Source organism: Paracoccus sp. (in: a-proteobacteria), assembly GCF_035556475.1.
Lineage (GTDB): Bacteria > Pseudomonadota > Alphaproteobacteria > Rhodobacterales > Rhodobacteraceae > Paracoccus.
In genome coordinates, this window is the sequence record NZ_DATMFA010000083.1 from 1 (window position 1) to 25,655 (window position 25,655).

Sequence of the window (25,655 nt, forward strand, 5' to 3'; positions counted from 1 at the left end):
CAGCAGGTGGTGGAGCGTCATCACGCCGTCAAAGACCGCCTGCGCGCCGCCTTCTTTCATCTTTGCGATGACGTTCAGGTCCATGCCTCCGGCGAAATCCTTCTTGCCCGAGGTGATGACGATGCCCTTGACGGCGTCATCCGACAGCGCGTCGTCGATCAGCCCGCTCAGGGCCGCCGCGCCGTCGAGGCTCAGCACGTTCATCGACTTGCCCGGCACGTCCCAGGTGATGACGGCGACGCCATCGGCGTCCTTCTGCATGGTGAAATCGGTCATTCTGTCTCTCCCTTCGGCGCGAGGTCGCGGGGGCCGCTCCAGTCGCTGCCGTCGTGATGGGTAATGCGCGCAGAACCGTCCTGCAGCCGCAGCTGCATGTCGGTTTCGGTATAGGTGACCACTTCGTCGCCAGCCTTGCCGCCGACGACCAGGAAGCGCGCCGGACGATCGGTCCGGTTCACGAAGTGATGGCCGACCGCTATCCCGGCCTGCCAGGCGGCACAATCGCCTGCGCGCATGACGGTCTCGCCGCCATCCTCGGCGAGGATCAACTCGCCCTCGAGCACGATGGCGAATTCATCCTCTTGCAGGTGCCAATGCCGCATCGAACTGATCCGGCCGGGTTCGACCGTGACGATATTGACGCCGAATTGCGTCAGGCCGGCCTGATCCCCCAGACGATACATCCAGCGCCCGTCGAGCTGCGCGGCGAAGGGTTCCGGCATGAAGGTGGTGCCCCGCTTGATCGGGGCGGCTTCGATGTCGATTTTCGCCATCACACCCGCTCGATGATGGTGGCGGCGCCCATGCCCGAGGCGATGCAGAGCGTGGCGAGGCCGACGGTCTTGTCCTGCCGCTCAAGCTCATCAAGCAGGGTGCCGATGATGATCGCGCCGGTCGCACCAAGCGGATGGCCCATGGCGATCGCGCCGCCATTCACGTTGACGATGCCGGGATCGACCTGGAAGGCCTGCATGAAGCGCAAGACGACCGAGGCGAAGGCCTCGTTCACCTCGAAAAGGTCGATGTCCGAGATCGACATGCCGCTATCGCGCAGGATCTTCTCGGTCACCGGGACCGGGCCGGTCAGCATGATCGTCGGGTCGGTGCCGATCTTGGCGGTGGCGCGGATGCGGGCGCGGGGTTTCAGGCCATGGGCCTTGCCGAATTCCGCGTTCCCGATCAGCACGGCCGCGGCGCCATCGACGATGCCCGAGCTGTTCCCGGCATGGTGGATATGCTCGATATGGTCGAGATGGGGGTATTTCAGCATCGCGACCTTGTCGAAGCCGGGCATCATCTCGCCCATCTCCTTGAAGCTGGCCTTGAGCTTCGCCAGATCCTCGACGCTGGTGCCGGGGCGCATGTATTCGTCGCGGCCGAGGATGGTCAGCCCGTTCTGGTCAAGGACCGGCACGATGGATTTCGCAAAGCGGTTCTCCTGCCATGCCAATGCCGCGCGGCGCTGGGATTCGACGGCGAGCGCATCGGCTTCTTCGCGGGTGAAGCCGTATTCGGTGGCGATGATGTCGGCCGAGATGCCCTGCGGCACGAAATAGGTCTTGAAGGTCAGGGATGGATCGACCGCGATCGCGGCCCCGTCGCTGCCCATGGCAACGCGGCCCATCATCTCGACCCCGCCGGCGATATAGGCCTGGCCCGCGCCGCCCTTGATCTGGTTCGCGGCGAGGTTCACCGCCTCCATGCCGCTGGCGCAGAAGCGGTTGATCGCGAGCCCCGGGATCGACTGGTCGAGATCGGATTCCAGCACGGCGGAGCGCGCGAGGCAGCCGCCCTGTTCCTTGACCTGGGTGACGTTGCCCCAGATCACGTCCTCGACCGCGTGCCCTTCGAGGCCATTGCGCTCCTTGACCGCGTTCAGGAGCCGCGCCGAGAGCGCGACCGAGGTGACTTCGTGCAGGCTGCCATCGGCGCGGCCCTTGCCGCGCGGGGTGCGGGCGGCGTCGTAGATATATGCGTCGGTCATGCGTCCTCCTTCGCTGCCCGGTCCGCAGGGTTTCCGGGCATCAGATCATAGGGGTGTTTCCAGCCGGGCAGTTCCGCAATCCGGTCCAGCCAGGCGTCGATATGGGGCCATTTGCTGCGCTCGAAGCCGAACGGCTCGGGATAATAGAGATAGCTGCAGCATGAGAGGTCGGCGATGGTTGCCTGCCCGCCCACCAGCCATGTCCGGCCCTCAAGATGTCCGTCGAGGGTCTTCAACGCCGCGCGCACGCGGCCCTGCAGGAAGGCGATGACTTCGGGCGGGCGCTTCTCGGGCGGCAGGAAGTTCATCAGGAAGCGCAGGGTGCCGAATTGCGCGGACCCCTTGTGATTGTCCCAGAACAACCAGCGCAAGATCTCGTTACGGTCACCGTCGAGGAAGCGGCCACTCCTTTCGGCAAGATGCAGCAGGATGACGCCGGATTGGGTCAGGACTTGCCCATCCTCGACAAGCACCGGCGCTTCGCCCATCTCGTTCAGGCTGTTGCGGTAATCGGAGCTGCGGGTGGCTCCGCCGAAGAAATCGACGAAGATCGGCTGCCAGGGCTGCCCGGTCATCTCCATCATCATCGCCACCTTGTAGGAGTGGCCGGACTCTCCGAAGCAGTGAAGTTTTGCCACCATGTGTTTTCCTCCTCCAGCCTTTCGACAGCGACCGCTGCCGCGATCGGGTATTTTGAAAACGGTGAAGCGGTTAGGTTTGTCTTAACCGATCCACCCTAGTCTCGGATTCGCGGTACAGGGTGGGGAGCCGATGACCGCAAACGGTGAAAGCGCCCCGGTTGCCCGGCATTCCGCTGTCCCGCAGGGAGGGCCCGGCAGTCCGGGGCGCGACTTTCGTGTTTCACCGTTTCATAAATACCCATGCCATGCTTGCCGCTCTCACAGGGTTTTCCGGTCAGAACCGATCCTCGGCCAAGGCCATGACCGGGTCCGCACCGGACTGGATCCGCGCGAGATGCGTTGCGGTCATCGGCAATTGGCGAGCCATGTAGTAGCGGCCGGTGGCGATCTTGCTTTCGTAGAAATCGCCGTCCGATGCGCCTTCGGCAAGCGCCTTGCGGGATGCGGCGGCCATCCGGGTCCACATCAGCCCCAGGGCCACATGGCCGAAGAGATGCATGAAGTCATAGGAACCCGCGAGCGCCGCGTTCGGGTTTTTCATGGCCTGTTCCATGAAGAACATGGTTGCCGTCTGGAGATGTTTCGAGGCTGATTTGAGGGGATCGAGGAAGCCTGCGCGCAATTCCTCGTCCGCTTCATGGGTCTTGATCTCGGCCTTGACGAGTTCGAAGAAGCGCATCATCGGCTTTCCGCCCTCGGCGGCGAGCTTCCTGCCGACAAGGTCCAGCGCCTGGACGCCGTTCGCGCCCTCGTAGATCATGGTGATGCGGCTGTCGCGCACGAACTGCGACATGCCCTGTTCCTCGATGAAGCCATGGCCGCCGAAGACCTGCTGGGCGAGCACCGTGGTCTCGAACCCCTTGTCGGTCAGGAAGCCCTTGACCACCGGCGTCAGCAGCGAGACCAGGCCTTCGGCCTCGGCATCCTCCGCAATATGGCTGCGGTCGATCAGATGCGCGCACCAGGTAGCCAACATTCGCGCCCCTTCGAGGAAGCTTTTCTGGTCCATCAGGTTGCGGCGGATGTCGGGATGGACGATCAGCGGATCGGCGGGGCCGGCCGGGTTTGCGTCCCCGGTGACCGCGCGGCCCTGCAAGCGGTCGCGGGCATAGGCGACCGCGTTCTGATAGGCCGCGTCCGCCACCGCATAGCCTTGCAGGCCGACGCCGATCCGCGCCTCGTTCATCATCGTGAACATGGCTTTCATGCCCTTGTGAAGGTCGCCGAGCAGCCAGCCTTTCGCCCCGTCATAGTTCATCACGCAGGTCGAGTTGCCGTGGATGCCCATCTTGTGCTCGAGATTGCCGACCGAGACCTTGTTGCGCTCGCCAGGCGCGCCATCCGCGTTCACCAGGAACTTCGGCACGATGAAAAGCGAGATGCCCCGCGTTCCCGCCCCGCCGCTCGGAGCCTTCGCCAGGACGAGGTGGATGACGTTTTCGGACATGTCGTGGTCGCCGGCCGAGATGAAAATCTTCTGTCCGGTGATCAGATAGCTGCCATCCGCCTGCGGCTCGGCCTTGGTGCGCAGAAGACCCAGATCCGTGCCGGCATGGGGCTCGGTCAGGTTCATGGTCCCGGTCCATTCGCAGCTGACCATCTTCGGCAGGTAGGTCGCCTTCTGCTCGTCGGTGCCATGGGTGTGGATGGCGGAGTAGGCGCCGTGGGTCAGGCCCTGATACATGGCGAAGGCCATGTTCGAGGCGCTGAAGAACTCGCCCGCCGACAGGCCCACCACATAGGGCATCCCCTGGCCGCCAAATTCCGGGTCGCAGTCGAGCGCGGTCCAGCCGCCTTCGCGGACCTGGTCGAAGGCCGCCTTGAAGCCCTCGGGCGTGCGCACGACACCGTTTTCCAAGTGGCAGCCCTGCTGGTCGCCGACCGCGTTCAGGGGCGCCAGCACCTCGGAGGCGAGCTTGCCTGCGGCCTCGAGGATCGCCTCGGTGAATTCCCGGTCGAGATCGGCATAGCCCGGCACGTCCTGCTGCGAGATCCCGAGCACATCATGCAGGATGAACTGGATGTCGCGCACGGGGGCGTTGTAGATGGTCATGTGTCCTCCGGGGAATTCAGGCCCGATTGCGGGCTTCGGATTTAAGGTCGGCAAGCCAGCCTTCGCCCGAGGCGATCTGCTGGCGAAGGTCGGTGATGGCGGTTTCAAGCTCGCGATGCTGGCGTTCCATGTCGGCCAGCCGCTCGCGCGCGGTGGCAAGCGTCGCTTCGGTCTGGGTGACATTGCGCTCGGCCGGGTCGTAGAGTTCCAGCAATTGGCGGATCTGTTCGAGCGAGAAGCCGAAGCGTTTGCCGCGCAGGATCAGCGTCAGCCGGGCGCGGTCCGAGCGGCCGTAGAACCGGTTCTGGCCGCGGCGTTCGGGGAAGATCAATTCCCGGGATTCATAGAAACGAAGGGTGCGCGGCGTGACGTCGAAGGCGTCGCACATCTGGCGGATGGTCATCAACTGATCGCTCATGGCCGTCCCTCCCGAAGGTTCCAGTCGCTCGAGTCGAATATAGGTCAGGTTGACGTGCGCGTAAGCTGCGACGTGGCGTCAGAGCCGGGGGCCAGAAATGGAAAGCGCCCGGCGAGGTTTCCCGCCGGGCGTCGCAAAGCCGCTGCCTTACGCTGCCGTCAGGCGGATTTCGTGTTCTTCTGCGCCTCCAGATCCATGTTCGCGAGGATCTGGGTGGTTTCGTCACGCAGGGCGCGCAGGTCGTTGATCGCGCCCTCGATCTCGTCGCGCTGCTGGGTCAGCACGTCCAGTTGCCGGTTCGCAAAGTCGATCCAGACCTTGTATTGCTCATGGGTGCCTTTCTCGCCGTAGATCAGCAGCCATTGCCGGATATCCTCGAGCGAGAAGCCGAAGCGGCGGCCGCGCAGGATCAGCTTCATCCGCGCGATCTCGCGCGGGCCATAGAAGCGCGACCGGCCCTCCTTCCGGGGGCTGAGCAGTTCGATATATTCGTAATAGCGCAAGGTTCGCGGCGTCACGTCGAAGCGCGCGCACATCTCCTTGAACGTGATGAAATCGTTGTCTGTCATGAATGGACCTGCCGATCTTGGCGCCAAACCTAGCCGAGGGTCTGCGCAAACTCAACTATCCGCAAGGAAGCGGCCTTGTTACAGCAAGGTGGGGGGGATAAGCCTGATAAACAATGAACACATTCGGAAAATGAGACCGTGATGACCGAGGAAAGCGCATCGGACCAGCGCCGACGCATCGCGCGGCAGTTCATCGAGGCGATTCCCCATGCCAAGGCGCTGGGGATGTCGCTTGACGATCTCTCGCCCAGCGGCGCCGAGATTTCGCTGCCCTGGAACCCGGATCTGGTCGGCGATCCGCATAGCGGCGTGATCCATGGCGGGGTGATCTCGGCCCTGATGGACACCTGCTGCGGTGCGGCGGTGATGGCCCATCCCGACGGGCCCAGGATGACCGCGACCATTGACCTCAGGATCGACTACATGCGGGCGGCGACGCCCCGGCATGGGATCAGGGCGCGGGCCGAATGCTATCACGTCACCCGCAGCGTCGCCTTTGTCCGCGCCTGGGCGATGGACGAGGACGAAACCCGGCCCGTGGCTTCGGCCACCGGCGCCTTCACCTTCGAGCGCTGATCATGGCCGACCGCAACGAACCCCTTGCCGCGATCAAGTCGCGCCGGAACAACACGCTGAATGCGCTGGTCGCGAGCGTGCCCTATATCCGCTGGCTGGGCATCCAGTTCGACCGCCGCGGGGATGAGCTGACCGCGATCCTGCCCTTCAACGAGAAGCTGATCGGCAATCCGATGCTGCCCGCCATTCATGGCGGGGCCACGGCCGCGTTCCTCGAAGTGGCGGCGATGGTCGAACTGACATGGACCGCGATCTGGGAGGACATGGAGCAGGGGCGGATCGCGCCCGATGCCGCCATGCCCGACAGCCTGCCGCGCCTGCCGAAAACCATCGACTTCACCGTGGATTACCTGCGCTCGGGTCTGCCGCGCGATGCCTATGCGCGGGCCCGCGTGGTGCGGTCCGGCCGGCGCTATGCCAGCGTGCAGGTCGAGGCGTGGCAGGACCAGCGCACCCGGCTTTTCGCGCAGGCGACCGGGCATTTCCTGATGCCGCAGAATGGCTGAGGCTCTGGCTTGAGCGCGGTCGGCGCGGCGACCGGGGGCGCGCTGACCTATCGGCGCGTGCTGGCGATCGCGCTGCCCATCGTGCTTTCGAACGCGACGGTGCCTTTGCTGGGGGCTGTCGATACCGGCGTCATCGGCAGGCTGGGCGAGGCCGCGCCGATCGGGGCGGTGGGGTTGGGCGCGGTGATCCTCACCTCGGTCTACTGGGTCTTCGGCTTCCTGCGCATGGGCACGTCGGGGCTGGTCGCGCAGGCGCATGGCGCGGGCGACCGGGCCGAAGTCGCGGCGCATCTGATCCGGGCGCTGGTCATCGCTGCGGCGGCGGGCTTCGGCCTGATCCTGATGCAGGGCGTGCTGGTCGCGGGCGCGCTGCGCCTTGCCCCGGCCTCGGCCGAGGTCGAGGAGATGGCGCGGACCTATCTTTCCATCCGCATCTGGGGCGCGCCCGCCACGATCGGGCTTTATGCGCTGACCGGCTGGCTGATCGCGCTGGAGCGGACGCGACTGGTCTTCGTGCTGCAACTGGTGATGAACGGGTTGAACGTGGTCCTCGACCTGTGGTTCGTCCTGGGCCTTGGCTGGGGTGTCGGCGGGGTGGCGACGGCGACGCTGATCGCGGAATGGTCGGGTCTGGCGCTGGCGCTGTGGTTCGCGCGCGAAGCGATCCGGCCGGGCCTGCGGGCCGGGCTTTTCGCGGCCGAACCGCTCAGGCGGCTCTGGCGGGTGAATGGCGACATCCTGATCCGCTCGGTCCTGCTGCAGGGCTCGTTCACCAGCTTCATGTTCCTCGCGGCCGGGCAGGGGGACACGACGCTCGCGGCAAATCAGGTCTTGCTGCAATTCCTGTCCTTCGTCGCCTATCTGCTGGACGGCTTCGCCTTCGCGGCCGAATCGCTGGTCGGGCAGGCCGTCGGCGCGCGCCGGCCCGACCGGCTGCGCGAGGCGGCGCTGAAAAGCTCGCAGCTCGGGGGCATCGGCGCCTTGCTGCTGGCGCTGGTCTTCGCGCTTTTCGGACCCGCGATCATTGATCTGCTGACTACGGCGCCCGATGTCCGGGCCGAGGCGCGGCACTATCTGCCCTGGCTAGTGGCGGCGCCGCTGATCGGGGTCGCGTCATGGATGCTCGACGGCATCTTCATCGGGGCGACGCGCACGCGCGAGATGCGCAATGCCATGATCGTCGCGGTCGGGATCTATGCGGTGCTGGTTCTGGTGCTGCCGCGCTTCATGGGCAATCACGGGCTCTGGGCGGCTCTGATGGCGCTGAACGCGTTGCGCGGGGTGACGATGTGGCGCCTCTATCCGCAGGTGGCGAGGGCCGGCGCCTGACGGGCCGACCGCCTTCCTTAGTGGAATTACAGTGCCTTGTGCCTCAGAGTTCCCGCACGATCTGTTCGCGCGCCATCAGGCGCAGCTCGGCCATCTTGGCGCGCAAGGCGGCCTCCTCGATCTTGCCGTCGAGGTCTTTGGCGAGCTTGCGGAAGACGTCCTCGTCCCCCGGCTCGTCGAAATCCGAAGTCACCACGGTCAGCGCATAGGCACGAGCGTCGTCGCCGGTCTTTCCCAGAAGGGTGGCCGCCCATTCGCCGAGCAGGCGGTTGCGGCGTGCCTCTGCCTTGAAATTCAACTCGGCATCACGGGCGAATTTCGCCTCGTAAGAGCGCTCACGCTCGTCGAAAGTCGTCATCGGGGCCTCCTCGTCCGTGTCGGTTCGACACGTTCCCATGGTATGCTTGCAGGAGGGCTACATCGCAAGCCCGTATTGCCCATGACCCTCATTCTGGCCTATAGCGCCAGAAGAATATCACTGACCTTGCGGACGGGAGACGCGCAGCATGGCACCAAGGCGCAAGAAAATCTACGAAGGCAAGGCGAAGATCCTTTACGAAGGCACCGAGCCCGGCACCCTGATCCAGTATTTCAAGGATGACGCCACTGCCTTCAACGCCCAGAAAAAGGCCACGATCGAGGGCAAGGGCGTGCTGAACAACCGCCTGTCCGAGTTCTTCATGACCGGGCTGACCAATATCGGCGTGCCGAACCACTTCATCCGCCGCATCAACATGCGCGAGCAGTTGGTCCGTCAGGTCGAGATCATCCCGCTGGAAGTGATCGTGCGGAACTTTGCCGCCGGGTCCATCGCCAAGCGTCTGGGCATGGAGGAGGGCACGCCCCTGCCGCGCCCGATCGTCGAATACAGCTTCAAGAACGACGAGCTGGGCGATCCCTTCGTTTCCGAAGAATATATCATCGCCTTCGGCTGGGCCTCGCAGCAGGATCTGGACGATATCGTGAGCCTCGCGCTCAGGGTGAACGACTTCCTGTCGGGCGTGTTCTTCGGCGCCGGGATCAAGCTGATCGACTTCAAGATCGAGATCGGCCGGATCTGGGACGGCGATTTCATGCGCCTTGTCGTTGCCGACGAGATCAGCCCGGATTCGTGCCGTCTCTGGGACGTGAAGACCGGGCAGAAGCTCGACAAGGACGTGTTCCGCCGCGACCTTGGCAGCCTGACCGACGCCTATACCGAGGTGGCGCGCCGGCTGGGTCTGATGCCCGCCAACACCACCAATATCACCAAGCCTACGCTGATCAACTGAAAGGCCCGCCGATGAAAGCCCGTGTCACCATCATGCTGAAGGATGGCGTTCTGGACCCGCAGGGCGAGGCGATCCGCCATGCCCTTGGCGGACTTGGCTTTTCGGGGGTCTCCGGGGTGCGGCAGGGCAAGGTGATCGAGCTTGACCTGACCTCGGGCGACGCCGATGCGGCCAAGGCCGAGGTCGCGCGCATGTGCGAGGGCCTGCTGGCCAATACCGTGATCGAGAAATACGCCGTCGAGATCGTCTGAAACCTCGCCGCCGGGGGCGCCGCCCCCGGACCCCGGGGGTATTTCGGAAACGGTGAAGACGGGCGCTTGGGGAGGGCGCGCGCCTCGTGATCGACAAGCTGTCCATGTTCATGGTCCTTGCCCGCGAGGAGCATTTCGGCCGCGCGGCCGAGGTGCTGGGAATTACCCAGCCGACGCTGTCCTCGGCGATCAAGTCACTGGAGGAGCAGCTTGGCGTGCAGCTGGTCCGGCGCGGGTCGCGCTTTCAGGGGCTGACCCCCGAGGGTGAGCGGGTGCTGGGCTGGGCGCGGCGCATCGTCGGCGATGCCCGCACCATGCAGGCCGAGATGCAGGCGAGCCGCAAGGGCGTCACCGGGCTTTTGCGGCTGGGTGTCATCCCGACCGCCATGCCGCGCATCGTGGAATTGACCGGTCCTTTTCTGCATCGCCATCCCGAGGCGCGGGTGTCGATCCTGTCGCGGTCCTCGGACGAGATCCGCGAAGAGATCGAGGCGCTGGAGCTGGATGCCGGCGTGACCTATCTGGACAGCGAGCCGCTGGGGCGGGTTTCGGCCCTGCCGCTTTACCGCGAGACCTACTGCCTGATCGCGCGCGACAGCGCCTCGGGGCCGGTCGACTGGGCGGAGGCGGCGGAACGGCCGCTTTGCCTGCTGACCCCTGACATGCAGAACCGCCGTATCGTCACGCGTCATCTGCTGGAGGCCGGGGCGGATGCGCTGCCGCGGGTCGAGTCGACCTCGATGCTGGCGATCCTTGCCCATGTGGCGACCGGCGACTGGGCCGCGATCCTGCCGCGGAGCCTGGCGCGCGGCCTGCCTTTGCCCGAGGGGGTGACGGCGCGGAACCTGACCGGCAAGGGTCACATGGTCGGGCTGGTGACGGCACGGCGCGAGCCGCATCCGCCGCTGGTCGAGGCGCTGCTGAAATCGGCGGGATTGATAGAAAAGTCCAATCAATAGACGGGACTTCAACATTGCTGGGCCTATCGCACCGGCCTAGGCTTGCTGGGTACAGGAATTGAGCCCGGATCCGACCTAGCCATGACTTCTGCAGCGATTCCCGCTGATTTCCGCGAACGCCTTGACGCGATCATCACATTTCACAAGGATCGCGAGGGGCCGCTTTTGCCGATCCTTCACGATATTCAGGCCGAATGGGGCTTTGTTCCCGAGGCGGCGCAGCCGATAATCGCCGAGGCGCTGGGGATGACGCGGGCTGAGGTTCATGGCGTCGTCAGCTTCTATCACGACTTCCGCGACCACCCCTCGGGGAGGCATGTGCTGCGGCTTTGCCGGGCCGAGGCCTGCCAGTCGATGGGGGCGGAGGCGCTGGCCGCCGAGATTCGCGCGGCCTTGGGCATTGATTTCCACGAGACGACGCCGGACGGGCGGCTGACACTGGAGCCGGTGTTTTGTCTGGGCCTTTGCGCCTGCGCGCCCTCGGCCCAGATGGGCGAGAGGCTGGTCGGGCGTGCGACCTTGGCCAAGGTGCAGAAGCTGGTGGCGGAGGCGGGAGCATGAGGGTCTGGGTTCCCCTTGACGCCGCCGCGAAGGCATTGGGCGCGGATGAGGTTGCCGCAGTGCTTGCGCGTGACTTCGAGGTGACGCGGAATGGAACGCGCGGCATGATCTGGCTGGAGCCGCTGGTCGAGGTCGAGCGGGACGGGGTCCGGCATGGCTATGGGCCGGTCGAGCCGGGCGATGTCGCGGTCCTGGTCGAGGCGATCCGTTCGGGCAAGGATCATCCGCTGGCGCTGGGTCCGGTCGAGGAGCTGCCCTGGATGAAGGCGCAGCTGCGGCTGACCTTCGCCCGGGTGGGAGTGATCGACCCGCTCTCGGTCGAGGAATACGAGGCGAATGGCGGGCTGGCCGGACTGCGCCGCGCGATTGCGATGGGGCCGGAGGCGATTGTCGAGGAAGTCACCCAATCGGGCCTGCGCGGGCGCGGCGGGGCGGGTTTTCCGACCGGCATCAAGTGGAAGACCGTCGCGGGCGCCAAGGCCGCGCAGAAATACATTGTCTGCAATGCCGATGAGGGCGACAGCGGCAGTTTTGCCGACCGTATGCTGATGGAAGGCGACCCGCTGACCCTGATCGAGGGGATGGCGATTGCCGGGATCGCGGTCGGCGCGACGCGAGGCTATGTCTATTGCCGCAGCGAATATCCCGACGCGATCCGCGTGACCGAGGCGGCGATCGGGCTGGCGCGGCAGGCGGGCATCCTTGGGCCGTCGGTGCTGGGTTCCGGCCACGCCTTCGACATGGAGGTCAGAGTCGGCGCCGGCGCCTATGTCTGCGGCGAGGAGACGAGCCTGCTGAACAGCCTCGAGGGCAAGCGCGGCACCGTCAGGGCGAAGCCTCCGATCCCGGCGCTGGAGGGGTTCCTTGGGCGGCCCACCGTGGTCAACAACCTTGTCTCGCTGGCGACGATCCCGTGGATCCTGGCGCAGGGCGGGGCGGAATATGCCAAGCTGGGGATCGGGAGGTCGAAAGGCACGATCCCGATCCAGATTTCGGGCAATGTGCGGCATGGCGGCCTTTTCGAGGCTGCCTTCGGCATGACGCTGGGCGAGATCATCAACGAGGTGGGCGGTGGCACGGCCTCCGGGCGGCCGGTCAAGGCTGCTCAGGTCGGGGGGCCGCTCGGGGCCTATATCCCGGCCAAGGATTTCGACGTGCCCTTCGGCTATGAGGAACTGGCGGGGCGCGACGGGCTTTTGGGCCATGCGGGCATCACGGTCTTTGACGACAGTGCCGACATGCTGAAGCTTGCCCGTTTCGCGATGGAGTTCTGCGCCGTCGAAAGCTGCGGCAAATGCACGCCCTGCCGCATCGGTTCGGTCCGCGGGGTCGAGACGATCGACCGGATCGCGGCGGGCGATGCCGAGGCGATCCCGGTCCTGACCGATCTTTGCAACACGATGAAATGGGGCTCGCTCTGCGCGCTGGGGGGCTTTGCACCCTTCCCGGTGATGTCGGCGCTGACCCATTTCCCCGAAGATTTCGACGGCCGGCGCGAGCCGGTCAAGGAGGCCGCAGAATGAAGGATTTCATCATCCCCGACCGCGATTTCGGCACGCCCGCGGCGAAGTCCGACGTGACCGTCAACCTGCTGGTCGATGGCATCCCGGTTGCGGTTCCGGCCGGAACCAGCGTCATGCGGGCGGCGGCGGTGGCCGGGATCTCGGTCCCGAAGCTTTGCGCGACCGATCATGTCAGCGCCTTCGGCTCGTGCCGGCTTTGCGTGGTGCAGATCGAGGGGATGCGCGGCACCCCCGCCTCCTGCACGACGCCGGTGGCCGAGGGTATGGTCGTCCATACCCAGACCGATGACATTGCCCGCATCCGCAAGGGCGTGATGGAGCTTTACATCAGCGACCATCCGCTCGATTGCCTGACCTGCGCGGCGAATGGCGACTGCGAGCTTCAGGACATGGCGGGCGCGGTCGGCCTGCGCGAGGTGCGCTATGAGGCGGGGGCGAACCACTTCGCCCGCCGCGACGCCGAGGGGCCGAACCCCGAATACCGGCCCAAGGACCAGTCGAACCCCTATTTCACCTTCGATCCGGCGAAATGCATCGTCTGCTCGCGTTGCGTGCGGGCCTGCGAGGAGGTGCAGGGCACCTTCGCGCTGACGATCGAGGGGCGGGGCTTCGACAGCCGCGTTTCCGCCGGGATGGAGAGCGACAGTTTCCTCAGCTCGGATTGCGTCTCCTGCGGGGCCTGCGTGCAGGTCTGCCCGACGGCGACGCTGATCGAGAACAAGGTGATCGAGATCGGGACGCCCGAGCATATCGTGAAAACCACCTGCGCCTATTGCGGCGTCGGCTGCTCCTTCGACGCGCATATGCGCGGCGAGGAAGTGGTGCGCATGGTGCCGTCGAAGGATGGCAAGGCGAACCGTGGCCATAGCTGCGTCAAGGGCCGCTTCGCCTGGGGCTATGCCACGCATCAGGACCGAATGCTGGAGCCGATGATCCGCGACAGGATCACCGATCCCTGGAAGGTGGTCAGCTGGGACGAGGCGCTGGATTTCGCGGCCGGGCGGATGCGGAAGACGCAGGCCGAGCATGGCGTGGATTCCGTCGGCGTCATCACCTCGTCGCGCTGCACCAACGAGGAGACCTATCTGGTCCAGAAGCTGGCCCGCGCCGTCCTGCACACGAACAACACCGATACCTGCGCCCGCGTCTGCCATTCGCCGACCGGCTACGGCCTTGGCGCGACCTTCGGCACCTCGGCGGGGACGCATGACTTCGATTCGGTCGAGGAGACCGATCTGGCGCTGGTGATCGGCGCGAACCCGACCGACGGGCATCCGGTCTTTGCCAGCCGCCTCAGGAAGCGCCTGCGCCAAGGTGCGGGGCTGATCGTCATCGACCCGCGCGAGATCGACCTGCTCAGCACCCCGCATATGGGGCAGGGGCTGCATCTGCCGCTGCGGCCGGGCACCAATGTCGCGGTCATCACCTCGATCGCGCATGTCATCGTGGCCGAGAAGCTCTATGACGAGGCGTTCATCCGCAGCCGTTGCGACTGGGACGAGTTTCTGGCCTATTCCGAATTCCTGCTCGACCCCAAGCATTCGCCCGAAGAGGTCGAAAAGCTCAGCACGGTTCCGGCCGAACTGATCCGTCAGGCGGCGCGGGCCTATGCGGCTGCGCCGCGCGGCTCGATCTATTACGGCCTTGGCGTGACCGAGCATTCGCAGGGTTCGACCACGGTGATGGCGATTGCGAACCTTGCCATGCTGACCGGCAATATCGGCGTGCCGGGGACCGGGGTGAACCCGCTGCGCGGCCAGAACAACGTGCAGGGCTCCTGCGACATGGGCAGCTTCCCGCATGAATATCCGGGCTATCGCCATGTCTCGGACCCGGCCACGCGCGCGATCTATGAACGCGCCTGGGGGGTCGAGCTGTCGCCGGAACCGGGGCTGCGCATCCCGAACATGTTCGACGAGGCCTTGGCCGGACGCTTCCGCGGGCTTTACTGCCAGGGCGAGGATATCGTGCAATCCGACCCGGATACGCGGCATGTCACCTCGGCGCTTTCAGCCATGGACATCGTGATCGTGCAGGACCTGTTCCTGAACGAGACCTCGAACTATGCCCATGTCTTCCTGCCGGGATCGTCCTTCCTGGAAAAGAACGGCACCTTCACCAATGCCGAGCGTCGCATCAACATGGTCCGCCGGGCCATGACGCCCAAGAACGGCTATGAGGACTGGCAGATCACCCAGATGCTCGCGAACCGGCTGGGCGGGAACTGGACCTATACCCACCCGCGCGAGATCATGGCCGAGATCGCGATGACCACGCCCAGCTTCTCGGGCGTCAGCTATGACCTGCTGGATCGCGAGGGTTCGGTGCAATGGCCCTGCAACGAAAAGGCGCCGCTGGGCACGCCGCTCATGCATGTCGACGGTTTCGTGCGTGGCAAGGGGCATTTCATCCACACCGAATATGTCGCGACCGAGGAACGCACCGGGGCGCGCTTCCCCTTGCTTCTGACCACCGGGCGGATCCTGTCGCAATACAATGTCGGCGCCCAGACGCGGCGGACCGACAACATGGTCTGGCATCCCGAGGATATTCTTGAGATCCATCCCTCGGATGCCGAGAACCGGGGCGTGCGCGACGGCGACTGGGTGCGCGTCGCCTCGCGCTCGGGCGATACGACGCTTCGCGCGCTGATTACCGAGCGTGTGGCGCCGGGTGTGGTCTACACCACCTTCCATCACCCGACGACTCAGGCCAATGTGGTGACCACGGACAATTCCGACTGGGCCACCAACTGTCCCGAGTTCAAGGTGACCGCCGTGCAGGTCAGCCCCTCGAACGGCCCGTCGGACTGGCAAGAGGAGTATCGCAGCCATTCCGACCTCGCCCGCCGCATCCTGGCCGAAGCCGCCGAGTGAGGGCGGCATGAAGGACAGGACAGATGGTCCCCTGCGCTGGGACGGCGATGGCTGGCGCCCCGCCGCCCCGCCGCCCAGCCCCGAGGAATGCCCCGTCGCCATCGTCATCGACGGCACCTCGCAGGCTGTCCTGATGGCGACGCCGCATGACCTGCGCGACTTCGCCCTGGGCTTCAGCCTGACCGAGGGGCTGATCGCCTCGCTCGCCGATGTCGAGGGTTTCGATGAGGTCGAGGTCGAGGCCGGCGGCTTTGCCGCGCGCGAGGCGCGGCTGTGGCTGCGGCCGGGCCTTGCCGCCCGGCTGGCCGAGCGGCGGCGCAGCATGCTCGGTCCGGTCGGCTGCGGTCTTTGCGGCGTCGACAGCATCGCCGTGGCGCTGCCCGCGGTCGTCGAGGTCGCCTCGGGCTGGACCATGCCGCCCGAGGACGTGGCCCGCGCCGTCAATGCGCTGGCCGACGGGCAGATCAAGCGGCGCGAGACGCCCGCGATCCACGGCGCGGCTTTCTGGGACGGCAGGCGGGCGCTGGTGCGCGAGGATGTCGGCCGGCACAACGCGCTCGACAAGCTTGCGGGCGCGCTGGCGGGCCGGGGCATCGACGCGGGGCAGGGCGCGATCGTCATGTCCTCGCGCCTCTCGGTCGATCTGGTGCAAAAGGCCGCGCGCCTCGGCGCCCCCGTCCTGATCGGGGCAAGCGCGCCCACCGGCCTCGCGCTCGACTGGGCCGACCGGGCTGGAATCACGCTGATCGCCCGCGCGCGCGGCGCCGCATTCGAACTCTACACCCATCCCCGGCGCATTGCCGGAAGCCGAGGCCGAGATGTCCCATAACCCCAATGACAAGCTGATCCGCATGGCCGGCCAGATCGCCGATTTCTTCCGCAGCCAGCCCGGCGCGCCGGCCAAGGAGGTGGCGGCCCATATCAACGCCTTCTGGACACCGCGGATGCGGCAGGACTTCGTGCGCCACATCGAAGGTGGGGCCGAGGCCGATCCGGTCGTGCGCGAGGCGGCGCGCTTTGTCCGCTTGCCCGATGCCGCCTGATTTTGCCCCTGCCCCCGGCCGGGGGCGCGTGCTAGCTTGGCCGCATGGCACAGCTACCTTCCCGACAACAGATTCTCGACTGGGTGCATGCGCATCCTGACGCCACCGCCAAGCGCGACATCGCCAAGGCCTTCGGCATCAAGGGCGCAGAGCGCATCGAGCTGAAGCGCCTGCTGAAGGAGCTGGAGGGCGAGGGGCTGCTGGAGCGCCGCCGCCGCCATTACCACGACGCCGAGCGCCTGCCTCCGGTGACGGTCATCCAGCTTCTGCCGCCCGACAAGGATGGCGATATCTTCGCCAAGCCCATGGAATGGCAGGGCGACGGGCCGATGCCGCGCATTCTCTATGTTCCGCTGAAAGCCGATCCCGCGACCGCGCCGGGCGAGCGTATCCTCGCCCGCCTGATCGAGGTCCATAACGAGGATCACCAGTATCAGGCCCGGCTGATCCGCCGGATTGGCACCACCCAGCATCGCCTTGTTGGGATCTTCCGCCGTAATTCGGCCAATCCCGAGGCGGGCGGGCGCATCCTGCCGATCGACAAGGGGCAGGACAAGGAATGGCAGGTCCGCCCCGAGGACGTCCACGGCGCCCAGAACGGCGAGCTGGTCGAGGCCGAGCAGGCCGGCCCCAAGGGCCGCATGGGCCTGCCCTTCGCGCGCATCCTCGAACGGCTGGGCGACCCTTCGGCCCCGCGCGCGGTCAGCCTTATCGCGATCCACCAGCACGGTATTCCCGACGATTTCCCCGACGAGGTCGTGGCCGAGGCCGATGCGGCGAAGCCCGCGACCATGAAGGGGCGCGAGGATCTGCGCCACCTGCCGCTCGTCACCATCGACCCCTCGGATGCGCGCGACCATGACGACGCCGTCGCGGCCGAGATCCGCGAGGATGGCGGCGCCGATATCTGGGTCGCCATCGCCGATGTGGCGCATTACGTCCGCCCGAACACTCCGCTCGACCACGAGGCGCGGAAGCGCGGCAATTCCAGCTATTTCCCCGACCGGGTGGTGCCGATGCTGCCCGATATCCTTTCGGGCGATCTCTGCTCGCTGCATGAGGGGGTGGACCGGCCGGTGATCGCGGTCAGGATGCGGCTTGACGCGCTGGGCAACAAGACGAGCCACAGCTTCCACCGCGGCATGATGCATTCGGCGGCGAGCCTCAGCTATGAACAGGCGCAGTCCGCGGCGGACGGGAACCCGGACGAACAGACCGCGCCGCTGGGAGAGAGCGTCATTCGCCCGCTCTGGCATGCCTATGACCTGCTCAAGGCCGCGCGCGCCCGCCGTCAGCCGCTGGAACTGGACCTGCCTGAACGCAAAATCGTCCTGACCCCGGACGGAAGGGTGAAATCGGTAAACTTCCGCGACCGCTTCGACGCCCACCGGCTGATCGAGGAATTTATGGTCCTGGCCAATGTCGCCGCCGCCGAGGAACTCGAGCGCTTGCGCCGGCCATTGCTTTACCGCGTCCACGAGGAACCCTCGGTCGAAAAGCTCGAGGCCCTGCGCGAGGTGGCCGAGGCCTCGGGCTTCACGCTGGCCAAGGGGCAGGTGCTGCAGACCCGCCACCTGAACAACCTCCTCGAACAGGCCGAGGGCTCGGATTTCGACGAGCTGATCAACATGACCGCGCTGCGCTCGATGCAGCAGGCCTATTACCACCCCGAGAATTACGGCCATTTCGGACTGGCCCTGCGCTCATACGCGCATTTCACCTCGCCGATCCGGCGCTATTCCGACCTGATCGTGCATCGCGCCCTGATCATGGGCCATAAATGGGGTGATGACGGCCTCTCGCACTGGGATATCGAGAATCTGAGCGAGACGGCGAAACAGATCTCCGAAACCGAACGCCGCTCGATGGCGGCTGAGCGCGACACGACCGACCGCTACCTCGCCGCTTTCCTCGCCGAACGCGTGGGGGCTGAGTTCACCGGCCGCATCAGCGGCGTGCAGAAATTCGGCGCCTTCGTCCGCCTCGATGAGACCGGCGCCGACGGCCTCCTGCCCATCCGCGAGATCGGGCGCGAGTATTTCCACTACGATCCCGTGGCGCAGATCCTGATGGGCTCCGAATCCGGGCTCGAGATCGGCATCGGCCAGCGCGTGACCGTCCGCCTCGCCGAGGCAGTGCCGACCACCGGCGGGCTGATGCTGGAACTGCTGGAGGTCGGTGGCCGCCCGATGCCGCAGGGTGGCGCGGGCCAACGCGGCAAGGGGCCGATGCGCAAGCGCGCCACACAGGCGCGGCTGGCCGAGGTCAAGCGCGCGCAGAAGCGCCGCCGCATCCGCCGCGATCGTTAGCGCCGGGGGCTTTGCGCCCCCGGACCCCCGCGGGGTATTTGAGAAACAGTGAAAGACGCATTCTGGCGGCTCCCAGATATTCACCGTTTTCAAAATACCCTTGGGGGAGCGCGGAACGCGCGGGGGCGAAGCCCCCTCTCGGGCGACGGTCCTGAACAGAAAAAGGGCGGCCTCGACGGGCCGCCCTTTTCTTCATTCCCTGGACGCGGGCTCAGCCGATGGCTGCCGCGCGGACGTCGGCGTCGATCTTGTCGGCATATTGGGCGAAGTTGTCGCTGAACATGCCGACCAGCTTCCTTGCCTGCGCATCATAGGCCTCGGGTTCGGCCCAGGTCTGGCGCGGGTCCAGCAGCTTGTCCTCGACGCCCGGAACCGAGACCGGAACCTCGAAGCCGAAATTCGGATCCTTGCGGAACTGTGCGTCATTCAGCGAACCGTCGAGCGCGGCGGTCAGCAGCGCGCGGGTCGCCTTGATGGGCATGCGCTTGCCGGTGCCGAAGGCGCCGCCGGTCCAGCCGGTATTCACCAGCCAGCAGGTCGCGCCGTTCGAGTTGATCTTCTCCTGCAGCAGCTTGCCATAGACCTCGGGGCGGCGCGGCATGAAGGGGGCGCCGAAGCAGGTCGAGAAGGTCGGCGTCGGCTCGGTCACGCCGACTTCGGTGCCCGGGGTCTTCGAGGTGAAGCCCGACAGGAAGTGATACATCGCCTGCGCCGGGGTCAGCCGCGCGATCGGCGGCAGCACGCCATAGGCGTCGCAGGTCAGCATGATCACGTTCTTCGGCATGCCGCCCAGCGAGGTCTCGGACGCGTTCGAGATCTGGTCGAGCGGGTAGGCGCAACGCATGTTGTCGGTGATCGAGTTGTCGTCGAAGTCCAGCTCCAGCGTGTCGGGGTCGTAGACCATGTTCTCGATCACGGTGCCGAAGTTGAAGCAGGTGGCGTAGATCTCGGGCTCGGCCTCGGCCGAGAGGTTGATCGTCTTCGCGTAGCAGCCGCCTTCGAAGTTGAAGATGCCGTGGTCGGACCAGCCATGCTCGTCATCGCCGATCAGCACGCGCGACGGGTCGGCCGAGAGCGTGGTCTTGCCGGTGCCCGACAGGCCGAAGAAGATGGCCGAATCGTCCGGGTTGCCGATCGCGTGGTTGGCCGAGCAATGCATCGGCATCACGCCCTTCTCGGGCAGGAGGTAGTTCAGCAGCGTGAAGACCGACTTCTTGTTCTCGCCCGCATAGGCGGTATTGCCGATCAGGATCAGCTTCTTGTCGAAGTTGAGCGCGATCACCGTTTCCGAGCGGCAGCCGTGGCGCGCGGGGTCGGCCTTGAAGGTCGGGCAGTTGATGATGGTGAATTCCGGCACGAAGCTGGCCAGTTCCGCGGCCTCGGGGCGGCGCAGCAGGTGGCGGATGAACAGGTTGTGCCAGGCAAGTTCGGTCACGACGCGCACGTCAAGGCGCAGCGCCGGGTCCGCGCCGCCATAAAGGTCCTGCACGAAATAGTCCTTGCCCTTCATATGCGCGAGCATGTCGGCATAGAGGGTATCAAAGGCCTCGGGGGACATCGGCTTGTTGTTTTCCCACCAGATCGAATCCTCGACCGAGGGGGTGCGGACGACATGCTTGTCCTTGGGCGAGCGGCCGGTATGCGCGCCGGTCGAGACGAGGAAGGTGCCACCCAGACCAAGCTTGCCTTCGCCGCGCGCGATGGCAGCCTCGACCAGGGCGGGCTCGATCAGGTTGTAATGGACATTGCCAAGCCCCGAGATCCCCTGATCCTCGAGACGGCAATTCGGATTAACGCGCGGTTCGGACATGTCCTGAAAGCTCCTGATGATCCTTGGCCGGTACGAGACCTGCCGTTGGCCCGTGCTATAGCATGGCAGAACTGTGGCGAAACCGGCGATGAACGAATGTTTAGCGCAACCAGCGAATGTTCGCGCCAACATTCGTGCCTGCCGGGGCTTGCAGGACAAGATCGGAGCGGCAGGCGGCCGGATTTTTAACCAAAACGAGAAAATAGTTTCTACGATGCATGATAGAGAACCGCAGACGATTCACGCCTCCTGTGTCGCGATCGGGGGCAGGGGAGTGGTGATTCTCGGCGCCTCGGGGGCGGGGAAGTCCTCGCTCGCGCTCTCGATGATGGCGCTTGGCGCGGGGCTTGTCGCCGATGACCGCACGCGGATCGAACGGCGCGGTGCGGTCCTGATCGCGGATTGCCCGGAAGCGATTCGCGGTCGGATCGAGGCACGGGGGGTGGGGATCCTCTCTGCCAGCCCGGCGGGGCCGGTCGAGCTGGCGCTTGCGGTCGATCTGGACCGCCCGGAGCCCGACCGGTTGCCGCCTTTCAGGACGATTGGCCTCTTGGGCGTTCAACTGCCCCTTGTCCTTGGTCAGGGACATGGTCATCTTGCACCAGTCCTGCGACAATATTTGCTTGCGGGACGCTGGGACCGCGACGGGGCTTGACCTCAGCGCATGGGCGCGGGTCCCCTGACTGCGGCGGTGATACTCTGGCGGCAATTCGGCGGCAGGCCATGGACGGCATGGAAGAGACGGTGAAATCCGACGATCATACCCAGCGCGTCGTGCTGGTCACCGGCCCCTCGGGGGCGGGGCGGTCGACCGCGATCGACGTGCTCGAGGATCTTGGCTACGAGGCGATCGACAACCTGCCGCTGTCGCTGGTGCCGCGCCTGCTGGACGGGCCGGCGCGCGGCGTGCCGCTGGCGCTGGGGCTGGATGTCCGCAATCGCGATTTCTCGGCCGCGAACCTGATCGAGCTGATCGACCGGCTGACCCGGCTGCCCGATTACGAGCCGGAAGTGCTTTATCTCGACTGTTCGACCGAGCAGCTTTTGCGGCGTTTCAATGAAACCCGTCGCCGCCACCCGCTGCGCAGCGAGGGGTCGCCGCTTGATGCGATTATTGCAGAGCGTGACATGTTGGCCGCAGTCAAATCGCGCGCCGATGTGCTGGTCGACACCTCCGAACTGTCGCCGCATGACCTCAAGGCGGAACTCGCGCGGTGGTTCGAGGTCGACCGGGGCCGGCGTCTTACCGTGTCGGTCCAGTCGTTTTCCTATAAGCGCGGCGTGCCTCGAGGCGTCGACATGATGTTCGATTGCCGCTTTCTGGCCAACCCACATTGGGAACCGGGGCTGCGCCCCTTGGATGGCCGCAATCCCGAGGTGCAGGCCTATGTCACCGCCGATCCCCGATTCGCGGAGTTCTTTGAAAGGGTGCGTGATCTTGTTCTTTTTGCCCTGCCTGCCCATCTTGAAGAGGGCAAGGCGCATCTCGTGATCGGTTTCGGATGCACTGGCGGGCAACACCGTTCCGTCACTATGGCTGAAAAGATGGCTGATGCGCTTGCGAAAGGCGGCTGGCAGGTGTCAACTAGACATAGGGAACTTGAACGCCGTGAGAAGGCGCCGGCACCTGCGGACGACGGTCAGACCTTGGACCAGCGCGCGGTTCCGGCGCAGCTTTGACGGCAGACCATATTTGGTGGGGTAAGTTGATCGGAATTGTCATCGTGGCGCACGGAGGGCTCGCGCGGGAATATCTTTCGGCGGTAGAGCATGTCGTGGGACCACAAGCTGGAATTCGAGCCGTGATGATCGAGGAGAATCACGATCGCGGAGAGAAGCAGGCAGAAATCTGCGCCGCCGCCGACTCCGTCGATACCGGCGATGGTGTGGTCGTCGTGACCGATCTGTTCGGGGGATCGCCGTCGAACCTGTCGCTTCTGGCCTGTCATGCGCGCAACCGCTCGATACTATATGGTGCGAACCTGCCGATGCTGGTGAAGCTGGCGAAGTCGCGCAAACTCTCGGTCGCCGATGCGGTGACGCTGGCCAAGGATGCGGGGCGGAAATACATCAACAGCTATGATGTCCTGCCCGCCGATATCATTCCCGTGCCGAACCGTGCCGCTTCATGAATGACATGAGCAACGGGTCTGTTGCCCGCGATCTGAAAATCATCAACGAAAAGGGCCTGCACGCGCGGGCCAGCGCGAAATTCGTCGAGACGGTCGAACGCTTCGATGCCAGCGCCACCGTGGAAAAGGACGGGCTGAGCGTGTCGGGCGATTCGATCATGGGCCTGCTGATGCTGACCGCGCCGCGCGGCAGCACGATCCGGGTGATCACGCGCGGCGTTCAGGCGCATGAGCTGGCCGAGGCGCTGAGCGCGCTTGTCGGGGATTATTTCGGCGAAGGCATGTAAGGCCTGCGCCGTGGCCCGCGAATCCTATCACCATGGCAATCTGCGCCAGGCGCTGGTCGATGCCTCGGTCCGTCTGATCGAGGAGAAGGGGCCGCAGGGCTTTACCCTGGCCGAAGCGGCGCGTCTGGTCGGCGTCAGCGCCGCCGCGCCCTATCGGCATTTCACCGGCCGTGACGAGCTGGTCGAGGAGATCGCCCGGCAGGGCTTCGAGGAATTTGCCGACCGGCTGGGTGCGGCGCTGGAGACGGGGCGCACGCCGCTCAGTTCCTTCCTCGCCATGGGGCAGGCCTATCTGGCCTTCGCGGCCGAGCGGCGGGGTTATTACATCGCCATGTTCGAATCCGGCATCTCGATCGCCGGGAACTCGGCCCTGACGCTGGCGGCCGAGCGGGCGCGCGGCACCCTGCTGCGCGCGGCCGAGGATCTGTTCCAGCACATCCCCGCCGGTCGCCGTCCGCCCGCGGGCATGGCCGCCGACCATATCTGGGCGCTGAGCCATGGCGTGGTCGAGCTTTTCAGCCGCGGCAAGCCGGGCGGGCGCTCTCCCATCTCGCCTCAGGATATGCTGGAAAGCGGCACCCTGATCTATCTGCGCGGGCTGGGCGTCATCACCGAATAAATTTTCGACCGACCTATTGAAGCCGGCTTTGGCGCGCCACATCTATGTAAATGTGATTAACATTCACATTGAAAGGGACCGCCAATGAACACCATTATCGCCCCGCGACCGTCCCTCATGGACAGGATCGGATCGGCGCTTGCCGGGATCCGGGACTGGCTGGACGAACGCGGCAAGGGGGCCTGGATCATCGCCATGATCCTCGGCTTCGTCTTTTGCTGGCCCGTCGGCCTCGCCATTCTCGGCTATATGATCTGGAGCAAACGCATGTTTTCCTGCCGTCACCGCCATCACCATGACCGCCACGCCCGCTTTTCGGGACGCGGCCTCTCGGGGCCGACCGGAAACGCAGCTTTCGACGCCTATCGCGACGAAACGCTGAAGCGCCTCGAGGACGAGCATCGCGAATTTGTCGATTTCCTGCAAAAGCTGCGCGAGGCCAAGGACAAGGCCGAGTTCGACCAGTTCATGCAGAACCGCAACGAACCGCGCGATCTGCAAAGCTAAGACCAGTCAGATGTGAAACGGGCCGGGGATCACCCCGGCCCTTTTCCGTTCAATAGGAATATTCGGCGTAGATGCGGCTGAGATCGCCGCCCCATTCGCCGTGATACTTCTCCAGCAGTTCATCGGCCGGGGCCTTGCCGGTATCGACGCTTTCCCGAAGCGTGTTCAGGAAATGCGTCTCATCCGGGATCAACCCGCCCGCGCCGGTCCGTGCCCGCGCCTTCAGCCCGTGTTCGGCGATGTCCAGCACCTCGCGGGAGATGTCGCGCAGGTTCAGCCCCTCGAACTCGCCCTGAAGGCCCTGACGGGCGGCGGCGACGCGCAGGCCGTTGCGCTGCTCGGCGTTCCAGCCGCGGCAGAGATCCCACGCGGCATCGAGCGCGCCTTGGTCATAGATCAGCCCGACCCAGAGCGCGGGCAGCGCGCAAAGCCGCCGCCATGGGCCGCCATCCGCGCCGCGCATCTCGATGAATTTCTTGACCCGCGCCTCGGGGAACACCGTGGTCAGGTGGTCGGCCCAGTCGGAAAGCGTCGGGATCTCGCCTGGCAGGGCGGGCAGCTTGCCCTGCATGAAGTCGCGGAAGCTCTGGCCGAGCGCGTCGATATATTTCCCGTCGCGATAGACGAAATACATGGGCACATCGAGGACGTAGTCCACCCAAGCCTCATAGCCCATGCCGTTTTCGAAGGCGAAGGGCAGCAGGCCCGTGCGCGCCTCGTCGAGGTTCTGCCAGATATGCGCGCGCCAGCTTTTCATGCCGTTGGGCTTGCCGTCGAGGAAGGGCGAATTGGCGAAAAGCGCCGTCGCGACCGGTTGCAGCGCCAGCGCCACGCGCAGCTTCTGGACCATGTCCGCCTCGCTCGCGAAGTCGAGGTTCACCTGCACGGTGCAGGTGCGATACATCATCTGCGTGCCAAGCTCTCCGACCCGGCCCATATAGTCGGTCATCAGCCGGTAGCGCCCCTTGGGCATCATCGGCATCTGGTCCTGCGTCCAGATCGGCGCGGCGCCAAGGCCGATGAAGCCAGCGCCAAGCTCGTCCGCGACGGCCTTGACCTCGGCCAGATGGCCGTTCACCTCGTCGCAGGTCTGGTGGATCGTCTCGACCGGGGCGCCGGAAAGCTCAAGCTGGCCGCCCGGCTCGAGGCTGATATTCGCGCCGTCGCGTTCGAGGCCGATGATCTTTCCCGCCTCGCTGACGGGGTTCCAGTTGAAGCGCTTGCCGATCCCCTCCAGCATGGCGCGCACGCTGGGGGCGCCATCGGGCGCGTCATAGGGCAGGGGCATCAGGTCGGAATGGCGATAGCCGAACTTCTCGTGTTCGGTCCCGATGCGCCACGCCTCCTTGGGTTTTTCGCCCGAGGCAATGTATTCGGCAAGCTGCTCGGGACGTTCGATCGGGCCGCCGCCCTGTTGGGGAATGGACATCG

Annotated in this window: 27 protein-coding genes and 1 pseudogene; 18 read left to right on the forward strand and 10 right to left on the reverse strand. The window is 65.5% G+C overall.

The window, feature by feature from the left end; translation table 11 throughout:
- From VNQ78_RS10635 to VNQ78_RS10665, 7 genes and pseudogenes are all read right to left on the reverse strand, one after another.
- A pseudogene (locus VNQ78_RS10635) lies at positions 1-276 on the reverse strand (3-hydroxyacyl-CoA dehydrogenase); the annotation flags it as partial.
- Entirely contained in the window at positions 273-773 is a 501-nt protein-coding gene (locus VNQ78_RS10640) for a cupin domain-containing protein (RefSeq protein ID WP_325689466.1), read from the reverse strand. The gene VNQ78_RS10640 and the pseudogene VNQ78_RS10635, both read right to left, overlap by 4 nt.
- Positions 773-1,984, reverse strand: a complete 1,212-nt coding sequence (locus VNQ78_RS10645; protein WP_325689468.1) for an acetyl-CoA C-acetyltransferase — start codon at positions 1,982-1,984, stop codon at positions 773-775. The genes VNQ78_RS10640 and VNQ78_RS10645 overlap by 1 nt, the downstream gene beginning before the upstream one ends.
- Complete coding sequence (locus VNQ78_RS10650; RefSeq protein ID WP_325689470.1) at positions 1,981-2,625, reverse strand: glutathione S-transferase; 645 nt, start codon at positions 2,623-2,625, stop codon at positions 1,981-1,983. The genes VNQ78_RS10645 and VNQ78_RS10650 overlap by 4 nt, the downstream gene beginning before the upstream one ends.
- Before the next feature lie 274 nt (positions 2,626-2,899).
- The gene (locus tag VNQ78_RS10655; protein ID WP_325689472.1) at positions 2,900-4,678 is read right to left on the reverse strand and encodes an acyl-CoA dehydrogenase C-terminal domain-containing protein; all 1,779 of its coding nucleotides are present in this window, start codon (positions 4,676-4,678) and stop codon (positions 2,900-2,902) included.
- Positions 4,679-4,694: 16 nt separating this feature from the next.
- The gene (locus tag VNQ78_RS10660) at positions 4,695-5,096 is read right to left on the reverse strand and encodes a MerR family DNA-binding transcriptional regulator (protein ID WP_325689473.1); all 402 of its coding nucleotides are present in this window, start codon (positions 5,094-5,096) and stop codon (positions 4,695-4,697) included.
- 158 nt (positions 5,097-5,254) lie between these two features.
- Entirely contained in the window at positions 5,255-5,665 is a 411-nt protein-coding gene (locus tag VNQ78_RS10665) for a MerR family DNA-binding transcriptional regulator (RefSeq protein WP_325689475.1), read from the reverse strand.
- 141 nt (positions 5,666-5,806) lie between these two features.
- Here VNQ78_RS10665 and VNQ78_RS10670 point away from each other — a divergent pair, with 141 nt between their 5' ends.
- From VNQ78_RS10670 to VNQ78_RS10680, 3 genes are read left to right on the forward strand one after another with little or no spacing between them, the layout of a single operon-like run.
- Positions 5,807-6,241, forward strand: coding sequence for a PaaI family thioesterase (locus VNQ78_RS10670; protein ID WP_325689477.1), 435 nt, complete (start codon positions 5,807-5,809; stop codon positions 6,239-6,241).
- A 2-nt stretch (positions 6,242-6,243) separates the two neighbouring features.
- Complete coding sequence (locus VNQ78_RS10675; protein ID WP_414694059.1) at positions 6,244-6,747, forward strand: PaaI family thioesterase; 504 nt, start codon at positions 6,244-6,246, stop codon at positions 6,745-6,747.
- A gap of 9 nt (positions 6,748-6,756) precedes the next feature.
- Positions 6,757-8,076, forward strand: coding sequence for an MATE family efflux transporter (locus VNQ78_RS10680; RefSeq protein ID WP_325689479.1), 1,320 nt, complete (start codon positions 6,757-6,759; stop codon positions 8,074-8,076).
- A 43-nt stretch (positions 8,077-8,119) separates the two neighbouring features.
- On the opposite strand, the gene VNQ78_RS10685 is transcribed toward VNQ78_RS10680, so the two are convergent.
- Positions 8,120-8,434 (reverse strand): DUF1476 domain-containing protein, encoded by a 315-nt coding sequence (locus tag VNQ78_RS10685; protein WP_325689481.1) that lies wholly within the window; start codon positions 8,432-8,434, stop codon positions 8,120-8,122.
- A gap of 148 nt (positions 8,435-8,582) precedes the next feature.
- Here VNQ78_RS10685 and purC point away from each other — a divergent pair, with 148 nt between their 5' ends.
- The 9 genes from purC (at position 8,583) to rnr (ending at position 18,869) form a co-directional block, all read left to right on the forward strand.
- On the forward strand, positions 8,583-9,347 hold the full coding sequence (gene purC, locus VNQ78_RS10690; protein WP_325689483.1) for a phosphoribosylaminoimidazolesuccinocarboxamide synthase: 765 nt from the start codon (positions 8,583-8,585) through the stop codon (positions 9,345-9,347).
- Between the two features lie 11 nt (positions 9,348-9,358).
- The gene (purS, locus tag VNQ78_RS10695; protein ID WP_325689485.1) at positions 9,359-9,598 is read left to right on the forward strand and encodes a phosphoribosylformylglycinamidine synthase subunit PurS; all 240 of its coding nucleotides are present in this window, start codon (positions 9,359-9,361) and stop codon (positions 9,596-9,598) included.
- Between the two features lie 86 nt (positions 9,599-9,684).
- On the forward strand, positions 9,685-10,557 hold the full coding sequence (locus tag VNQ78_RS10700; RefSeq protein ID WP_325689487.1) for a LysR family transcriptional regulator: 873 nt from the start codon (positions 9,685-9,687) through the stop codon (positions 10,555-10,557).
- Positions 10,558-10,638: 81 nt separating this feature from the next.
- Entirely contained in the window at positions 10,639-11,118 is a 480-nt protein-coding gene (locus VNQ78_RS10705; RefSeq protein ID WP_325689489.1) for a formate dehydrogenase subunit gamma, read from the forward strand.
- A complete protein-coding gene (locus VNQ78_RS10710) occupies positions 11,115-12,641 on the forward strand; it encodes a formate dehydrogenase beta subunit (protein ID WP_325689491.1) in 1,527 nt (508 codons plus the stop codon). The genes VNQ78_RS10705 and VNQ78_RS10710 overlap by 4 nt, the downstream gene beginning before the upstream one ends.
- The gene (gene fdhF / locus VNQ78_RS10715) at positions 12,638-15,517 is read left to right on the forward strand and encodes a formate dehydrogenase subunit alpha (RefSeq protein WP_325689493.1); all 2,880 of its coding nucleotides are present in this window, start codon (positions 12,638-12,640) and stop codon (positions 15,515-15,517) included. Before VNQ78_RS10710 ends, fdhF begins: the two co-directional genes overlap by 4 nt.
- A gap of 7 nt (positions 15,518-15,524) precedes the next feature.
- A complete protein-coding gene (gene fdhD, locus VNQ78_RS10720) occupies positions 15,525-16,346 on the forward strand; it encodes a formate dehydrogenase accessory sulfurtransferase FdhD (RefSeq protein WP_325689495.1) in 822 nt (273 codons plus the stop codon).
- Positions 16,336-16,560: a formate dehydrogenase subunit delta gene (locus VNQ78_RS10725; protein WP_325689497.1), complete on the forward strand. Its 225-nt coding sequence runs from the start codon at positions 16,336-16,338 to the stop codon at positions 16,558-16,560. Before fdhD ends, VNQ78_RS10725 begins: the two co-directional genes overlap by 11 nt.
- 44 nt (positions 16,561-16,604) lie before the next feature.
- Positions 16,605-18,869, forward strand: coding sequence for a ribonuclease R (gene rnr, locus VNQ78_RS10730; RefSeq protein ID WP_325689499.1), 2,265 nt, complete (start codon positions 16,605-16,607; stop codon positions 18,867-18,869).
- A 211-nt stretch (positions 18,870-19,080) separates the two neighbouring features.
- On the opposite strand, the gene VNQ78_RS10735 is transcribed toward rnr, so the two are convergent.
- A complete protein-coding gene (locus VNQ78_RS10735; protein ID WP_325689501.1) occupies positions 19,081-20,679 on the reverse strand; it encodes a phosphoenolpyruvate carboxykinase in 1,599 nt (532 codons plus the stop codon).
- A gap of 214 nt (positions 20,680-20,893) precedes the next feature.
- Between VNQ78_RS10735 and VNQ78_RS10740 the strand changes: the two genes are divergently transcribed.
- The 6 genes from VNQ78_RS10740 (at position 20,894) to VNQ78_RS10765 (ending at position 24,224) form a co-directional block, all read left to right on the forward strand.
- Entirely contained in the window at positions 20,894-21,334 is a 441-nt protein-coding gene (locus VNQ78_RS10740; RefSeq protein WP_325689503.1) for an HPr kinase/phosphatase C-terminal domain-containing protein, read from the forward strand.
- A 68-nt stretch (positions 21,335-21,402) separates the two neighbouring features.
- Complete coding sequence (rapZ, locus tag VNQ78_RS10745; RefSeq protein ID WP_414694060.1) at positions 21,403-22,359, forward strand: RNase adapter RapZ; 957 nt, start codon at positions 21,403-21,405, stop codon at positions 22,357-22,359.
- Between the two features lie 26 nt (positions 22,360-22,385).
- Positions 22,386-22,811: a PTS fructose transporter subunit IIA gene (locus VNQ78_RS10750; RefSeq protein ID WP_325689505.1), complete on the forward strand. Its 426-nt coding sequence runs from the start codon at positions 22,386-22,388 to the stop codon at positions 22,809-22,811.
- Positions 22,808-23,098: an HPr family phosphocarrier protein gene (locus VNQ78_RS10755; protein WP_325689507.1), complete on the forward strand. Its 291-nt coding sequence runs from the start codon at positions 22,808-22,810 to the stop codon at positions 23,096-23,098. Before VNQ78_RS10750 ends, VNQ78_RS10755 begins: the two co-directional genes overlap by 4 nt.
- 10 nt (positions 23,099-23,108) lie before the next feature.
- Positions 23,109-23,717, forward strand: coding sequence for a TetR/AcrR family transcriptional regulator (locus VNQ78_RS10760; RefSeq protein WP_325689509.1), 609 nt, complete (start codon positions 23,109-23,111; stop codon positions 23,715-23,717).
- Between the two features lie 84 nt (positions 23,718-23,801).
- The gene (locus tag VNQ78_RS10765; RefSeq protein WP_325689511.1) at positions 23,802-24,224 is read left to right on the forward strand and encodes a DUF2852 domain-containing protein; all 423 of its coding nucleotides are present in this window, start codon (positions 23,802-23,804) and stop codon (positions 24,222-24,224) included.
- Between the two features lie 49 nt (positions 24,225-24,273).
- Here the strand turns inward: VNQ78_RS10765 and VNQ78_RS10770 are convergent, their stop codons facing one another.
- Positions 24,274-25,653, reverse strand: a complete 1,380-nt coding sequence (locus tag VNQ78_RS10770) for a glutamate--cysteine ligase (RefSeq protein WP_325689513.1) — start codon at positions 25,651-25,653, stop codon at positions 24,274-24,276.
- Between the last annotated feature and the right edge of the window lie 2 nt (positions 25,654-25,655).

Coding starts and splice junctions, on each gene's coding strand:
- VNQ78_RS10640 (WP_325689466.1), bottom strand. CDS start 773: ATGGCGAAAATCGACATCGAAGCCGCCCCGATCAAGCGGGGCACCACC.
- VNQ78_RS10645 (WP_325689468.1), bottom strand. CDS start 1,984: ATGACCGACGCATATATCTACGACGCCGCCCGCACCCCGCGCGGCAAG.
- VNQ78_RS10650 (WP_325689470.1), bottom strand. CDS start 2,625: ATGGTGGCAAAACTTCACTGCTTCGGAGAGTCCGGCCACTCCTACAAG.
- VNQ78_RS10655 (WP_325689472.1), bottom strand. CDS start 4,678: ATGACCATCTACAACGCCCCCGTGCGCGACATCCAGTTCATCCTGCAT.
- VNQ78_RS10660 (WP_325689473.1), bottom strand. CDS start 5,096: ATGAGCGATCAGTTGATGACCATCCGCCAGATGTGCGACGCCTTCGAC.
- VNQ78_RS10665 (WP_325689475.1), bottom strand. CDS start 5,665: ATGACAGACAACGATTTCATCACGTTCAAGGAGATGTGCGCGCGCTTC.
- VNQ78_RS10670 (WP_325689477.1), top strand. CDS start 5,807: ATGACCGAGGAAAGCGCATCGGACCAGCGCCGACGCATCGCGCGGCAG.
- VNQ78_RS10675 (WP_414694059.1), top strand. CDS start 6,244: ATGGCCGACCGCAACGAACCCCTTGCCGCGATCAAGTCGCGCCGGAAC.
- VNQ78_RS10685 (WP_325689481.1), bottom strand. CDS start 8,434: ATGACGACTTTCGACGAGCGTGAGCGCTCTTACGAGGCGAAATTCGCC.
- purC (WP_325689483.1), top strand. CDS start 8,583: ATGGCACCAAGGCGCAAGAAAATCTACGAAGGCAAGGCGAAGATCCTT.
- purS (WP_325689485.1), top strand. CDS start 9,359: ATGAAAGCCCGTGTCACCATCATGCTGAAGGATGGCGTTCTGGACCCG.
- VNQ78_RS10705 (WP_325689489.1), top strand. CDS start 10,639: ATGACTTCTGCAGCGATTCCCGCTGATTTCCGCGAACGCCTTGACGCG.
- VNQ78_RS10710 (WP_325689491.1), top strand. CDS start 11,115: ATGAGGGTCTGGGTTCCCCTTGACGCCGCCGCGAAGGCATTGGGCGCG.
- fdhF (WP_325689493.1), top strand. CDS start 12,638: ATGAAGGATTTCATCATCCCCGACCGCGATTTCGGCACGCCCGCGGCG.
- fdhD (WP_325689495.1), top strand. CDS start 15,525: ATGAAGGACAGGACAGATGGTCCCCTGCGCTGGGACGGCGATGGCTGG.
- VNQ78_RS10725 (WP_325689497.1), top strand. CDS start 16,336: ATGTCCCATAACCCCAATGACAAGCTGATCCGCATGGCCGGCCAGATC.
- rnr (WP_325689499.1), top strand. CDS start 16,605: ATGGCACAGCTACCTTCCCGACAACAGATTCTCGACTGGGTGCATGCG.
- VNQ78_RS10735 (WP_325689501.1), bottom strand. CDS start 20,679: ATGTCCGAACCGCGCGTTAATCCGAATTGCCGTCTCGAGGATCAGGGG.
- VNQ78_RS10740 (WP_325689503.1), top strand. CDS start 20,894: ATGCATGATAGAGAACCGCAGACGATTCACGCCTCCTGTGTCGCGATC.
- rapZ (WP_414694060.1), top strand. CDS start 21,403: ATGGACGGCATGGAAGAGACGGTGAAATCCGACGATCATACCCAGCGC.
- VNQ78_RS10755 (WP_325689507.1), top strand. CDS start 22,808: ATGAATGACATGAGCAACGGGTCTGTTGCCCGCGATCTGAAAATCATC.
- VNQ78_RS10765 (WP_325689511.1), top strand. CDS start 23,802: ATGAACACCATTATCGCCCCGCGACCGTCCCTCATGGACAGGATCGGA.
- VNQ78_RS10770 (WP_325689513.1), bottom strand. CDS start 25,653: ATGTCCATTCCCCAACAGGGCGGCGGCCCGATCGAACGTCCCGAGCAG.